Below are 12,739 nucleotides of genomic sequence, written 5' to 3'. Positions count from 1 at the left end.
CAGAGAACACCATGCACCAGCAGAACATCCTCTTCGACCTCGACGGCACCCTGACCGACCCGCGCCTGGGCATCACCCGCTCGATCCAGTACGCGCTGGCCAAGCTGGGTATCGACGAGCCGGACCTTACCCGCCTCGAGCACTTCATCGGCCCGCCCTTGCTGCAGGCGTTCATGCAGTTCTATGCCTTCGACGAGGCCAAGGCCTGGGACGCGGTGAACTTCTACCGTGAGCGCTTCAAGGTAACCGGGCTGTACGAAAACCTGGTGTTCGACGGCGTGCCCGAGTTGCTGCAAGCGCTCAATGGCCAGGGCCGCACCCTGTATATCGCCACCTCCAAACCCTGGGAGTTCGCCCGCGAAATTGCCCGGCATTTCGCCTTCGACCATCACTTCAAGGTGATCTACGGCAGCGAGCTCGATGGCACGCGGACCAACAAGGTCGAGCTGATCCGCCACCTGCTGGACGAGGAGGGGCTGGATCCGACGCAGACCTTGATGATCGGGGATCGCAAGCATGACCTGATCGGTGCGCGCAGCAACGGTTTGCAGGCGGTGGCGGTGGGCTATGGGTTCGGCAGCCGGGAAGAACTCGAGGCCGAGGCACCGGCGTTCCACTTCGAGACGCTGGCTGAGCTGCACCAGGGCTTTACACGCTGACCCCATCGCGGGGCAAGCCCGCTCCCACGCCATGATCAGATGCCAGCGTGGGAGCGGCGGTTCGCCGCTGCGACTTGCCCCCGCGATGGCATCAGACGCTCCAACTGTGCCTTGCGCCTATCAATGGGCATCTGACCCAACTGTTCTACTCGCTCATAAAACCGCAGCCAATCCCCACCAACCTCTTTGAACAGCCGCGAAAACGCCGGCACCCATTGGTCATATAACCCAAACGGCAGCAACTTTGCATTGTTCAACGGCGCGAAGATCCAGGCATCGAAGCGCCGATCCCCGCCCCAATCCCGATCCCGCACCTCCCGGTATTCCCGTCGCAACCGCTCGAACTCAGCCTGCTTGGCCGCACGCTTGCCTGCCTCATCCAAGGGGCCCGCATAGATCGCTTGCAATCGCTCGCGGCTGGCCAGCACCAAGCGGGTAAATTGCTCGCGCTGCGCCACTCCGCCATCCTCGACCGCCGCCAGCCCGCGCGCCGCGCGCCATTGCCGGGTGCCCTCCTGCTCCACGAACGACGCGAACGATTCGTTGAACTCGGTATCGTCCTGTACGTAGAAGCGCTGATGCGCCAACTCATGGAAAATCACCGTAGCCAGCCGCTCCTCGCCCCAGCCGGTCATGGTCGAAAGAATCGGGTCGTCGAACCAGCCCAGGGTGGAGTAGGCCTCCACACCTCCGACATAGACATCCAGCCCGTCCTGGCGCATCAGCGCCGCCGCTCCGCGGGCGGCACCCTGGCGATAGTAGCCGCGATAAGCCACGCATCCAGCAATGGGGAAACAATGGGTCACCGGCTGCAATGACAGCTCCGGGGTGGCGAACACGTTCCACACCACGTATGGCCGGCCGAGATCGGCATACACCCGATAGCTGCCGTTGTCCGGCAACTTCAGTTGCGCGCTGGCAAACGCCCGGGCTTTTTCGGCGAACAGCAGGCGCTGACGCAAGGCCGGGCTGGTGGCAGGGTCTGCAATCACCCGATCCAGCGGTTGGCGTGCCCGCAACAGCTGCCATTGCCCCTCGGCCAACTGACCGTAATAGCCCACGCTGGAGCAACCGCTCAGCAGGACAGCCAGCGTCACGGGAACAAACCGGGTGAAAACGCGGTCGAGAGCCCGACGGCTGCAGCGCATGAAAAGAAAAAGTCCAAACATCGAGGCTGTCTATCTCGCTCGTCGGCCGAATGCGACCAAGACTATCTCGCCAAGGGGAAGCTTTGCCATGCGTACACTGTTTGCCGTCGGCACGCTCGTGCTGTTGACCGGGTGTTCCACCTTGCCCGACCCGGACCCGAATCAGGCCTGGGTAGACCTGGCACCGGGTGACAACGATTCGCTGCACGCCCTGCAAGTGGATGAGCGCGACTGGGCGGACAGCCGCTATTTCGAGGTACAGCCCGGTAACCATGAACTGACCGTGCGCTACCAGTTCGCCGTGACGCCCAGCAACATCGGCCCGGTGGAGGAGCCGCTGTGGCGCGACTGCCAGCTCAACCTCACCTTCAAGGATTTCACTGCCGGCCAGCGCTACCAGATGCAAGCCGGCAGCATCGGCTTCCGGCCGTGGATCAAACTCTACGACCAGCGCCAGAAGCTGATCGGCCAGGGCGAACCGGCAGGCTGCCAGCGCACCTGAACACCGCGAACGGCGCTATGCTTGTAGCCTGTAAACCGCGAGCGGGAGTTTCACCATGCGCCAGCCCATGATGCTGATGGCCCTCAGTGCTTTGGGGGCTTGCGCCAGCCCCTTGCCCCCCGCCGACCCCGGCAAGGCCTGGATCGACATGTACACCATCACCCCCGGTCGCACCCTCATGGCCGACCGCCTGGACGGCAAGCGCCTGGACGATGGCCGCTATTTTCAGGTGACGCCGGGCCGGCATGAACTGGTGGTGCGCTTCGACTACGAGATCTACGCCGGTGGTTTCAGTACCGACCCGACCGAGCGGACCTGCTACCTGACCGTGCGCTACAACGATTTCAAGGCGGGCGAGCGTTACCGCCTGGAGGCCCGGGCTCCGGCCATGCAGCCGCAGGTGTTGTTGTACGACGCCAGCCGCAAGGTGGTGGTAAACGAGCCGAGCAACGTCACCTGCATTCCTTGATCGATGGTGGGGCTGCTGTGCAGCCCCGACTGTCGAGCCTTACCGATCATTCTTCTGGTAGATGATCTTCTTCGTGCCGCCATCGCAGCTGCCAACGATCATGTTGGGGTCACTGACCTCGGCGTTGGGCACGATCTCCAGGGTGTAGGAGGAAACCTTGTTCGCCTGGATCTTCGCTTCGATCTCGGCCTTCAGTTCCTCGCACGGCTTGGGCGCGGCCAGTGCGGCGGTGGCCAGCAGGGAAGCCAGCACACCAAATGCTACGCGGATCATGGAACGGCTCCTGAGGCAGGGCAGACGAGCTGCCAACGCTGATTAGACTACAGGAAACCGCCGCCGTTGCGCCGCCTAGGAAAGCAGCGTGGCATCCAGGCTGATGGTTGCGTTCAGCACCTTGGACACCGGGCAGCCGGCCTTGGCCTTGTTGGCGATCTCCTGGAACTGCGCCTCGCTGGCCCCAGGCACGGTGGCCTTGAGGGGCAGGTGAACGGCGGTGATGGCAAAGCCATCGGCCTGCTTGTCCAGGCTTACCTCGGCGTGAGTGTCGATCCGTTCAGGCGTGAATCCCGCCTCGCCCAACATCATCGACAACGCCATGGAGAAGCAGCCGGCATGGGCAGCGCCGATCAGCTCTTCCGGGTTGGTCCCGGGCGTGCCTTCGAAACGGGTGTTGAAACCGTAGGGCGCTTGCTTGAGCGCGCCGCTTTCAGTAGAGATCTGGCCCTTGCCGTCCTTCAGGCCACCTTGCCAGACCGCCGATGCTGTCTTCTTCATGCTGCCTCCTGTCACAGGGTTGGGGTGTCTAAGGTTCTGAGGACCAGGCCCACGCCAAGTTCAGATCAATCTGCAAGAAGGCATTGAATCCAGCGAATGTGCCCATACAGAGTCCAGAAGGCCCATGGCCAACCACCTGTAGCGGAGGCTCCAATGACGCACCTGCGAGACCTGAAGATTTCCACCCTCGACCTGGTGCCCGTGCGCGCCGACGGCAGCCCGGCGCAATCGCTGCGCAATTCGCTGGACCTGGCGCAACACGTCGAGGGTTTCGGCTACAACCGCTTCTGGGTCGCCGAGCATCACAACATGGACGGTATCGCCAGCTCGGCCACCGCCGTGCTGATCGGTTACCTCGCCGGTGGTACCTCGACCATCCGCATCGGCTCTGGCGGGGTGATGCTGCCCAACCACGCACCGCTGGTGATCGCCGAACAGTTCGGCACCCTCGCCAGCCTGTACCCAGGCCGCATCGACCTGGGCCTGGGCCGCGCCCCCGGTTCCGACCAGATGACCGCCCGCGCCTTGCGCCGCGAGCGCTCCGGCAGCGCCGACGACTTTCCGGACGATGTCGAGGAACTGTCGCGCTACCTGGGCCCGCGCACCGACGACCAGAAGGTCATCGCCGTGCCCGGCCACGACACCGAGGTGCCCATGTGGCTGCTCGGCTCCAGCCTGTTCAGCGCCCAGCTCGCCGGCATGCGCGGCATGCCCTACGCCTTCGCTTCGCATTTCGCGCCGCGCTACATGCACGAGGCGATCCGTATCTATCGCGACCATTTCAAACCGTCGACGACGCTGGACAAGCCTTACGTGATGCTAGGCATTCCGATGGTAGTGGCTGAAACCGACGAAAAGGCCGAATACCTGGCCACCTCGGTGTACCAGCGCATCCTCGCGCTGATCCGTGGCCAGAGCCTGATGCAGCGTCCGCCCGTCGAGAGCATGAATGGCCTTTGGCTGCCCCATGAACGTGATGCGGTGAGCAGCTTCCTGGGCCTGGCGATGATCGGCAGCCCGCAGAAGGTGCGGGCGAAGGTCGAGGTGTTGCTGGAGCAGACGGGGGCGGACGAGCTGATCTTTACCAGTGACCTGTATGAACACGCCGACCGGATCAAGTCCTATGAGCTGATGGCGCAGGCGCTCAAAGCCGAGTGAACTCAATCGCGGGGCAAGCCGCTGCGACTTGCCCCGCGATAAGGATTCGATCAGCCGCGGCGGTAGACGATTTCCTTGGTCCCACCCTCGCAGCTGCCGATTACCTTGCCGGCCGGCTCGCCCTTGTTGACGATCTCCAGCGAGTACCCCTTCACCCCTTTGGCATCGAGCTTCGCCGCAATCTCAGCCTTGAGTTCCTCGCACGGCTTGCCCGCCGCCATCGCGCCGCCAGCCAACACCATCAGCCCCACGGCCAGAATCAATTTCTTCATCGATCGCTTTCCTTGTACAGATCAAAGACAAAAAGGGCGCGAAGCACGCGCCCTGCAACCTTGATACTCCAACACGCCGGGCAAGCCTAGCCCAGCTTGGTTTCAGCTGTTGGCGATGCGGAACCCAACCTTCAGCGTCACCTGGAAATGCGCGGCCTTGTTGTCACGGATATGCCCGCGGGTATCGATCACTTCGAACCATTCCAGGTGCTTGATGCTCTTGCCGGCCTCGGCCAGGGCATTGTTGATCGCTTCTTCGATGCTGGTGGGCGAAGACCCGACCAGCTCGATCTTCTTGTAGGTGTGATGATCCGACATGAGCGCTCTCCTTAGTGGGTAGTGGCTTGAGCCTAGCAGCACAGGCCCGGTTTACCTGCGAGCGATCGCCGCAGGGGAAAGTTCGATCGCACTTTCACCCAGCTGCGCAGTCGCAACCTGTACATCCCCACTCAGCAAGGAGAGTCGACATGGCACGCAATGCGTTGCGCAAAACCTCACTGGAAAGCATGGAAGCCGAGATCGAAAGCCTCCTCAAGACTCTGGAAGGCCTCAAGCACGATGCGTCGGAAGAAACGCAAAAGACCATGAAGACGCTGCGCGGCAACGCCGAAAGTGCCCTCAAGCACTCACGCAGCCTGCTCAGCGATGCCTACGAGGAAGTGAAGACCCGCACCCGCGAAACCGGCGTAGCCACCCGCGACTATGCCCAGGAACACCCCTGGACCACCGCAGGTGTCGCGGTGGGCGCCCTGGGCCTGCTGGCCGCCTACCTGATGTGCCGCCGCAACTAACCCGTCTGTCGCTGCAGCTCCTGGCGCAGCCATTGCGCCAGTTGCTCGGCGCGCCCGTCCGCGGCGCGCCGGGGTACCCACAAGGCCAGTGCCGCATTGGTGGGGGAAAAGCCCCATGGCGCGGCCAACCGCCCGGCCTTCAGGTCGTCCGCCACCAGCGGTTGCGGGGCGATGGCCACACCCAGCCCGGCCACCGCTGCTTCCAGCAAGTAGTAGAGATGCTCGAAGGCTTGCCCGTAGCTCAGCGCCTCGGGCGCCAGCCCATGCTGTCGCGCCCAGGTAGGCCAAGCCTGCGGCCGCGAGGTCGTATGGAGTACGGCAACATGCTGCAAAGCCACGGCTGGCAAGGCTTTCAAACGATCGAAGGCGTCAAAGCGCGGGCTCATCACCGGGCCGATGCGCTCCTCGGCGAGCACATGCACCTGCATGTCCGCCGGCCACGGTGGCTCTGCGTAGACCAGCAGTGCGTCCAGCCCCGGGCGTCGCGGATCAAGGTCACCTTCGCCCGCTGACAGGTGCAGGCGCAGCTCCGGCAGGTCGGCTTTCAGGCGTCCAAGGCGGGGGATGAACCAACGCGCCAGCAAGCTACCGGAGCAACCGAGCACGAACGGCGCTTCGTCAGCATCGCGGGAAAGCTCGGCGCAGACACCGCGCAGCCGGTCGAAGGCCTCGAAGCTGGCATCGCGCAGACGCACACCGGCATCTGTGAGTTTGACGCCGCGCCCGTCCTTGACGAACAAGGCTACCCCCAGATGCTCCTCAAGCACCTTGATCTGCCGGCTGACCGCGCCATGGGTGACATGAAGCGCTTCTGCTGCCTGGCTGACGCTGTTCAGCCGGGCTGTCGCCTCGAAGGCCCGCAACGCATTGAGGGGAGGAAGGTCCTGAGCCATCTTACTTGTGAGTTTTCCTGACAGGTTTGCGCAATCTTATCGGTTTTCAGCCGGCCACGTCGTGGTTAGAGTAAAGCCCATCGAATCTCTACTTCGCCTACGGAGCGCCCCATGACCCAGACCCAATACCGCCCCGGCCCCGACGCCAACGGCCTGTTCGGCTCGTTCGGCGGCCGCTACGTGGCCGAAACCCTGATGCCGCTGGTACTCGACCTTGCCCGCGAGTACGAAGCCGCCAAGGCCGACCCCAAGTTCCTCGAAGAGCTGGCCTACTTCCAGCGCGACTACATTGGCCGCCCCAACCCGCTGTACTTCGCCGAGCGCCTGACCGAGCACTGCGGCGGCGCCAAGATCTTCTTCAAGCGTGAAGAACTCAACCACACCGGCGCGCACAAGGTGAACAACTGCATCGGCCAGGTGCTGCTGGCCAAGCGCATGGGCAAGAAACGCCTGATCGCCGAGACCGGCGCCGGCATGCACGGCGTGGCTACCGCTACCGTCGCCGCGCGCTTCGGCCTGCCCTGCGTGATCTACATGGGCGCCACCGACATCGAACGCCAGCAGGCCAACGTGTTCCGCATGAAGCTGCTGGGCGCCGAGATCGTCCCGGTCACCGCTGGCACCGGCACGCTCAAGGACGCCATGAACGAGGCCCTGCGCGACTGGGTCACCAACGTCGATGACACCTTCTACCTGATCGGCACCGTGGCAGGTCCCCACCCGTACCCGGCGATGGTCCGCGACTTCCAGTCGATCATCGGCAAAGAAACCCGCGCCCAGCTGCACGAGAAGGAAGGGCGCCTGCCCGACAGCCTGATTGCCTGCGTCGGCGGCGGCTCCAACGCCATGGGCCTGTTCCACGAGTTCCTCGAAGAGCCGAGCGTCAAGATCATCGGCGTCGAGGCCGGCGGCCACGGCGTGCACACCGACAAGCACGCGGCCAGCCTCAACGGCGGCGTACCAGGCGTGCTGCACGGCAACCGCACCTACCTGCTGCAGGACGACGACGGCCAGATCACCGACGCCCACTCGATTTCCGCAGGCCTGGACTACCCCGGCATCGGCCCGGAGCACGCCTACCTGCATGAAGTGAAGCGCGTGGAATACGTCAGCATCACCGACGACGAAGCGCTGGACGCTTTCCACACCAGCTGCCGCCTGGAAGGCATCATTCCGGCGCTGGAGAGCTCCCACGCCCTGGCCGAGGCGATCAAGCGCGCGCCGACGCTGCCCAAGGACCACTTGATGGTGATCTGCCTGTCCGGTCGCGGCGACAAGGACATGCAAACCGTGATGAACCATATGGCCGCCCAGGAGAAACAGGCATGAGCCGTCTCGAACAACGCTTCGCCGATCTCAAGGCCGAAGGCCGCTCGGCACTGGTCACCTTCGTTACCGCAGGCGACCCCGGCTACGATGCCTCGCTGCAAATCCTCAAGGGCCTGCCGGCCGCCGGTGCCGACGTGATCGAGCTGGGCATGCCGTTCACCGACCCGATGGCCGATGGCGTGGCGATCCAGCTCGCCACCCTGCGCGCCCTGGAAGCCGGCCAGACCCTGGCCAAGACCTTGCAGATGGTGCGTGAATTCCGTGTGGATAACCAAACCACCCCGATCGTGCTGATGGGTTACTACAACCCGATCCATCGCTTCGGCGTGGAGCAGTTCGTCGCAGAAGCCAAGGAAGCTGGTGTCGATGGCCTGATCATCGTCGACCTGCCGCCCGAGCATGACGCCGAGCTGGCCACCCCGGCCCAGGCCGCCGGCATCGACTTCATCCGCCTGACCACCCCGACCACCGACGACGCGCGCCTGCCGCGCGTGCTGGAGCGCAGCTCCGGATTCGTCTACTACGTCTCGGTGGCCGGCGTGACCGGGGCGGGCTCGGCGACCACCGAGCATGTGACCGAGGCCATTGCGCGCCTGCGTCGACATACCGACCTGCCGATCAGCGTTGGTTTCGGCATTCGTACGCCGGAGCAGGCTGCGGCTATCGCCCGCCTGGCCGATGGCGTGGTGGTGGGCTCGGCGCTGGTCGACAAGATCGCCCAGGCCAAGGGTGCCGAGCAGGCCGTGATTGATGTGCTGAGCCTGTGCTCGGCGCTGGCCGAAGGTGTGCGCGCGGCACGCAACTAAGCGCGAGGGCTTCGCCCTCGATCGCCGGCAAGCCGGCTCCCACACGACTCGTGGGAGCTGGCCGGCCCAAGCAACTAGCCTTCGAAAATCGACAGATCCAACGGCCTGATTGCCCCCATCCAGATCGCATGATCGCGGTGATCCGCCAGTTCATCCCCGGTTTCCGGGTGCAGGAACACCACCAGCCCCTTGCGATACAGCGCCAGCCACGGCAGCACCACCCCCACCACCTCAGGCCCGAACGCCAGCTGGCAGCTCCAGTCCGGGTGCGGCCCGACCGGTTTCTGGTGCATGCGGCCCATGGTCACGGGGAACAGCCGCGTCGCCTCCTCGCATAGTTCACGGGCCTGTTCCATGGTCGATGCGTCGTAGTACACGTGGGCGTGATAGCCCTTGATCCTTTGCACGGTGGCTCCTGATTGCAGTAATGCGAACATCTTGAAGTCTACGCCATCTCATTACAGGCGCTCCTGCTCCAGCCAATCCACAAACCGCTCGATCAACGCCCCACGCCGCTTGCGTGGCGGCAGCACCACGTAATACCCCCGCTTCGAGCGCAAACTGCCTTCCAGCGGCCGGCACAGCAGCCCCTGCTCGACCAGCCCATCCACCAGGTGCGCCCAGCCGATCGCCACGCCCTGGCCGGCAATTGCGGCCTGAATCAGCAGGGTGTAGTTGTCGAACCGCAACTGACCGGACGGAGGAGGGCTGTCCACACCAAGACCACGGAAAACCCCGGCCCAATCGAACCAGCGACTGGCCTGCTCACCCTTCAAGTGCAGCAATGGCAATCGCTGCAAAGCCACGGCTGACAAGGGTTTGCCATGAATCAGCCGCGGGCTGCACACCGGAAAAACTTCCTCATCGAACAGCCAGCGGCTCTCGCCCTGATGGAAGCGCCCATCACCGAACAGCACCGCCACATCGATGTCAGGGCGCAACATCGCCTGGCTGCGCTCGCCGGTCACCAGGCTGACGTCCACCTGTGGATATGCCTCGTGGAAACGCTGCAGGCGCGGCATCAGCCAGAACGCCGCAAAGGCGAAGTCGGTAGCCACCTGCAGCACCTCGCGCTGGCCGCGCCCACTGGCTTGGGCAACGCCATCATCCATCGCCTGCAAGCCCTGGTGCACCTGCTCGAACAACAGCAACCCCGCCTCGGTCAGCTCAATGCCCCGGTAGATCCGGTCGAACAACCGCGTGCCCAGCTGCGCCTCCAGGCGCTTCATCTGCTGGCTGACCGCCGGCTGGGTGGTGCCCAGCTCCACGGCGGCACTGGTGAAACTGCGCAGGCGGGCGGCGGCCTCGAACACGCGCAAGGTGTCGAGGGGCAGGTCGGCAAGATGCTCAAACATAAGCTTGGCTAATCCCAGTCATTGCCCGGCATGGGCTTTACCCCTGTTATCCACAGCCGCATGCTGGATTGCAAGTGGCACCCATAACCCTCGACGATGGAAGGCACCCATGAAGCGACCCAACATCCTGTTCATCATGGCCGATCAGATGGCCGCGCCCTTGCTGCCGATCTACACCCCGTCGCCGATCAAGATGCCCCACCTGGCCCGCCTCGCCGAACAGGCCGTGGTGTTCGACAGTGCCTACTGCAACAGCCCTCTGTGTGCGCCGTCGCGCTTCACCCTGGTCAGCGGTCAGTTGCCCAGCCGTATCGGCGCCTACGACAACGCTGCCGATTTCCCCGCCGACGTGCCCACCTACGCCCACTACCTGCGCCGCCTCGGCTACCGCACAGCGCTATCGGGCAAGATGCACTTCTGCGGCCCGGACCAACTGCACGGCTACGAAGAACGCCTGACCAGCGATATCTACCCGGCAGACTACGGCTGGGCGGTGAACTGGGATGAACCGGACGTGCGCCCGAGCTGGTACCACAACATGTCTTCGGTGTTGCAGGCCGGGCCCTGCGTGCGCACCAACCAGTTGGATTTCGACGAAGAGGTGGTGTTCAAGGCGCGCCAGTACCTCTATGACCATGTGCGCGAGGACGACGACCGGCCATTCTGCCTGACCGTCTCCATGACCCACCCCCATGACCCCTACACCATTCCCAAGCACTACTGGGACATGTACGAGGCTGTGGATATCCCGCTGCCGCGGGACGAGATCGCCCAAGGCGAGCAGGACCCGCATTCGCAACGCCTGCTCAAGGTCTACGACCTGTGGAACAAGCCGCTGCCCGTGGACAAGATCCGCGACGCCCGCCGCGCCTACTTCGGCGCCTGCAGCTACATCGACGACAACATCGGCAAGCTCCTGCAAACCCTCGAGGACTGTGGCCTGGCCGACGACACCCTGATCGTGTTCTCGGGCGATCACGGCGACATGCTTGGCGAGCGCGGGCTCTGGTACAAGATGCACTGGTTCGAGATGGCGGCGCGGGTGCCGCTGTTGATCCATGCGCCCAAGCGCTTCGGGCCAGCTCGCGTCAGCGCCAGCGTTTCCACCTGCGACCTGTTGCCGACCCTGGTCGAACTGGCCGGCGGCGCTGTGGATAACCACCTGCACCTGGATGGCCGCTCGCTGCTCGGCCACCTGCAAGGGCAGGGCGGGCATGACGAGGTAATCGGCGAGTACATGGCCGAAGGCACGGTCGGCCCGCTGATGATGATCCGCCGTGGCCCCTACAAGTTCGTGTACAGCGAAGACGACCCATGGCTACTCTACGACCTGAGCCGCGACCCGCACGAGCGGGAGAACCTCACCGGCAGCCCGGGCCACCAGGCGCTGCTGCAGGCATTTGCCGATGAAGCCAGGCAGCGCTGGGATATCCCGGCCCTGCGCCAGCAGGTGCTGGCCAGCCAACGGCGCCGCCGCCTGGTGGCCGAGGCACTGGCCATCGGCAAGCTGAAAAGCTGGGACCACCAACCGTTGGTGGACGCCAGCCAACAGTACATGCGCAACCATATCGATCTCGACGACCTCGAGCGCAAGGCACGTTATCCACAGCCCGCACCCCTGGATTGAGAAGAGAGACCGCCATGCAGAAGTTCTCCACCGCCGTGCTCACCCTGGCCCTGAGCCTGGGCACGGCACACGCCGCCGACAGCGACGCGCAATGCAGCACCGTGAAGATGGCCGACCCCGGCTGGAGCGATATCGCCAGCACCAACGCCGTGGCCCGGCTGCTCCTGGAAAGCCTGGGGTACCAGGTGAAGATCGACAGCCTGGCCGTGCCGATCATCTACGGCGGCCTGAAAGATGGCCGGGTGGATGCTTTCCTCGGCAACTGGATGCCGGCGCAGCAGGGCTTCCATGACAAGTTCATCGCCAATGGCGATGTGCAGCAACTGGCGAAGAACCTGGAAGGCACCGAGTTCACCCTGGCGGTGCCCGACTATGTATGGAACGCGGGCGTGAAGGACTTCGCCGACCTGCACAAGCACGCTGCTCAGTTCGACAAGAAGCTCTACGGCATCGGCTCCGGCGCGCCGGCCAACTTGTCGCTGAAAGAGATCATCGACAAGAATGAGTTCGACCTGGGCCAGTGGAAACTGGTCGAGTCCAGCGAGCAGGCGATGCTCGCTCAAGTGGACCGGGCAGTGAAGAAGCAGCAGTTCATCACCTTCCTTGGCTGGACTCCGCATCCGATGAACGTGAAGCTGAAGATGCATTACCTCACGGGCGGGGAGAAATGGTTCGGCAGCAAGGGCGATGTCTACACCCTGACCCGCAAAGGTTATCCACAAGCCTGCCCGAATGCGGCGAAGCTGCTGGGGAACTTGAAGTTCTCGCTGGAGATGGAGAACAGCATCATGGCCGAGGTTGTGGATAAGAAGGTGAGCTTCGATGAGGCGGCCAAGGCTTGGGTGAAGGCGCATCCGCAGGTGTTGGAAGGGTGGTTGGCTGGGGTGACCACCAAAGCCGGTGGCAGCGCCCAAGAAGCCGTAAAAGACAGACTCTAGAGCCTTGCTGCCAGTCTT

Annotated in this window: 17 protein-coding genes; 9 read left to right on the top strand and 8 right to left on the bottom strand. The window is 63.9% G+C overall.

Annotation, left to right across the window (positions count from 1 at the left end; genetic code table 11):
• The first annotated feature begins 11 nt into the window (after window positions 1–11).
• Window positions 12–659, top strand: coding sequence for an HAD family hydrolase (locus tag CCOS191_RS00245; RefSeq protein ID WP_046857658.1), 648 nt, complete (start codon window positions 12–14; stop codon window positions 657–659).
• 35 nt (window positions 660–694) lie between these two features.
• On the opposite strand, the gene CCOS191_RS00240 is transcribed toward CCOS191_RS00245, so the two are convergent.
• A complete protein-coding gene (locus tag CCOS191_RS00240) occupies window positions 695–1,828 on the bottom strand; it encodes an aminopeptidase (RefSeq protein ID WP_442963656.1) in 1,134 nt (377 codons plus the stop codon).
• A gap of 67 nt (window positions 1,829–1,895) precedes the next feature.
• On the opposite strand from CCOS191_RS00240, the gene CCOS191_RS00235 reads away from it, so the two are divergent.
• Complete coding sequence (locus tag CCOS191_RS00235) at window positions 1,896–2,309, top strand: PA0061/PA0062 family lipoprotein (RefSeq protein WP_046853597.1); 414 nt, start codon at window positions 1,896–1,898, stop codon at window positions 2,307–2,309.
• Between the two features lie 55 nt (window positions 2,310–2,364).
• Window positions 2,365–2,778: a PA0061/PA0062 family lipoprotein gene (locus tag CCOS191_RS00230; RefSeq protein WP_023628733.1), complete on the top strand. Its 414-nt coding sequence runs from the start codon at window positions 2,365–2,367 to the stop codon at window positions 2,776–2,778.
• A 39-nt stretch (window positions 2,779–2,817) separates the two neighbouring features.
• Here CCOS191_RS00230 and CCOS191_RS00225 read toward each other — a convergent pair whose 3' ends face one another.
• Together CCOS191_RS00225 and CCOS191_RS00220 are read right to left on the bottom strand one after the other, a co-directional pair.
• Entirely contained in the window at window positions 2,818–3,051 is a 234-nt protein-coding gene (locus CCOS191_RS00225) for a DUF1161 domain-containing protein (protein ID WP_046853596.1), read from the bottom strand.
• Window positions 3,052–3,126: 75 nt separating this feature from the next.
• Window positions 3,127–3,552, bottom strand: a complete 426-nt coding sequence (locus CCOS191_RS00220) for an OsmC family protein (RefSeq protein ID WP_046853595.1) — start codon at window positions 3,550–3,552, stop codon at window positions 3,127–3,129.
• Between the two features lie 153 nt (window positions 3,553–3,705).
• Here CCOS191_RS00220 and CCOS191_RS00215 point away from each other — a divergent pair, with 153 nt between their 5' ends.
• Window positions 3,706–4,710 (top strand): LLM class flavin-dependent oxidoreductase, encoded by a 1,005-nt coding sequence (locus CCOS191_RS00215; protein WP_038707101.1) that lies wholly within the window; start codon window positions 3,706–3,708, stop codon window positions 4,708–4,710.
• Between the two features lie 50 nt (window positions 4,711–4,760).
• On the opposite strand, the gene CCOS191_RS00210 is transcribed toward CCOS191_RS00215, so the two are convergent.
• Window positions 4,761–4,982 carry a DUF1161 domain-containing protein gene (locus CCOS191_RS00210; protein WP_023632600.1) on the bottom strand — a complete coding sequence of 74 codons (222 nt, stop codon included), beginning with the start codon at window positions 4,980–4,982 and terminating at the stop codon, window positions 4,761–4,763.
• Between the two features lie 102 nt (window positions 4,983–5,084).
• Window positions 5,085–5,300: a dodecin gene (locus CCOS191_RS00205; RefSeq protein WP_023632599.1), complete on the bottom strand. Its 216-nt coding sequence runs from the start codon at window positions 5,298–5,300 to the stop codon at window positions 5,085–5,087.
• A 149-nt stretch (window positions 5,301–5,449) separates the two neighbouring features.
• Between CCOS191_RS00205 and CCOS191_RS00200 the strand changes: the two genes are divergently transcribed.
• Entirely contained in the window at window positions 5,450–5,773 is a 324-nt protein-coding gene (locus CCOS191_RS00200; protein ID WP_023632598.1) for a DUF883 family protein, read from the top strand.
• Here CCOS191_RS00200 and CCOS191_RS00195 read toward each other — a convergent pair.
• A complete protein-coding gene (locus CCOS191_RS00195) occupies window positions 5,770–6,666 on the bottom strand; it encodes a LysR family transcriptional regulator (RefSeq protein WP_046853594.1) in 897 nt (298 codons plus the stop codon). The two genes, CCOS191_RS00200 and CCOS191_RS00195, sit on opposite strands and share 4 nt — an antisense overlap.
• Before the next feature lie 111 nt (window positions 6,667–6,777).
• On the opposite strand from CCOS191_RS00195, the gene trpB reads away from it, so the two are divergent.
• Entirely contained in the window at window positions 6,778–7,995 is a 1,218-nt protein-coding gene (trpB, locus tag CCOS191_RS00190; RefSeq protein WP_023631191.1) for a tryptophan synthase subunit beta, read from the top strand.
• Window positions 7,992–8,801 (top strand): tryptophan synthase subunit alpha, encoded by an 810-nt coding sequence (trpA, locus tag CCOS191_RS00185; RefSeq protein ID WP_046853593.1) that lies wholly within the window; start codon window positions 7,992–7,994, stop codon window positions 8,799–8,801. The genes trpB and trpA overlap by 4 nt, the downstream gene beginning before the upstream one ends.
• Window positions 8,802–8,875: 74 nt before the next feature.
• Here trpA and CCOS191_RS00180 read toward each other — a convergent pair whose 3' ends face one another.
• Entirely contained in the window at window positions 8,876–9,208 is a 333-nt protein-coding gene (locus CCOS191_RS00180; RefSeq protein WP_011531491.1) for a DOPA 4,5-dioxygenase family protein, read from the bottom strand.
• A gap of 51 nt (window positions 9,209–9,259) precedes the next feature.
• Window positions 9,260–10,156, bottom strand: a complete 897-nt coding sequence (locus tag CCOS191_RS00175; RefSeq protein WP_046853592.1) for a choline sulfate utilization transcriptional regulator — start codon at window positions 10,154–10,156, stop codon at window positions 9,260–9,262.
• A 109-nt stretch (window positions 10,157–10,265) separates the two neighbouring features.
• Between CCOS191_RS00175 and betC the strand changes: the two genes are divergently transcribed.
• Both betC and choX read left to right on the top strand, forming a co-directional pair.
• Entirely contained in the window at window positions 10,266–11,783 is a 1,518-nt protein-coding gene (gene betC, locus CCOS191_RS00170; RefSeq protein ID WP_046853591.1) for a choline-sulfatase, read from the top strand.
• Window positions 11,784–11,797: 14 nt separating this feature from the next.
• Window positions 11,798–12,721, top strand: a complete 924-nt coding sequence (choX, locus tag CCOS191_RS00165) for a choline ABC transporter substrate-binding protein (protein WP_046853590.1) — start codon at window positions 11,798–11,800, stop codon at window positions 12,719–12,721.
• The last annotated feature ends 18 nt before the right edge of the window (window positions 12,722–12,739 follow it).

Origin of the sequence: Pseudomonas sp. CCOS 191, assembly GCF_001007005.1 — a bacterium.
GTDB lineage: Bacteria > Pseudomonadota > Gammaproteobacteria > Pseudomonadales > Pseudomonadaceae > Aquipseudomonas > Aquipseudomonas soli.
This window is presented reverse-complemented; position numbering and strand designations above follow the sequence as displayed.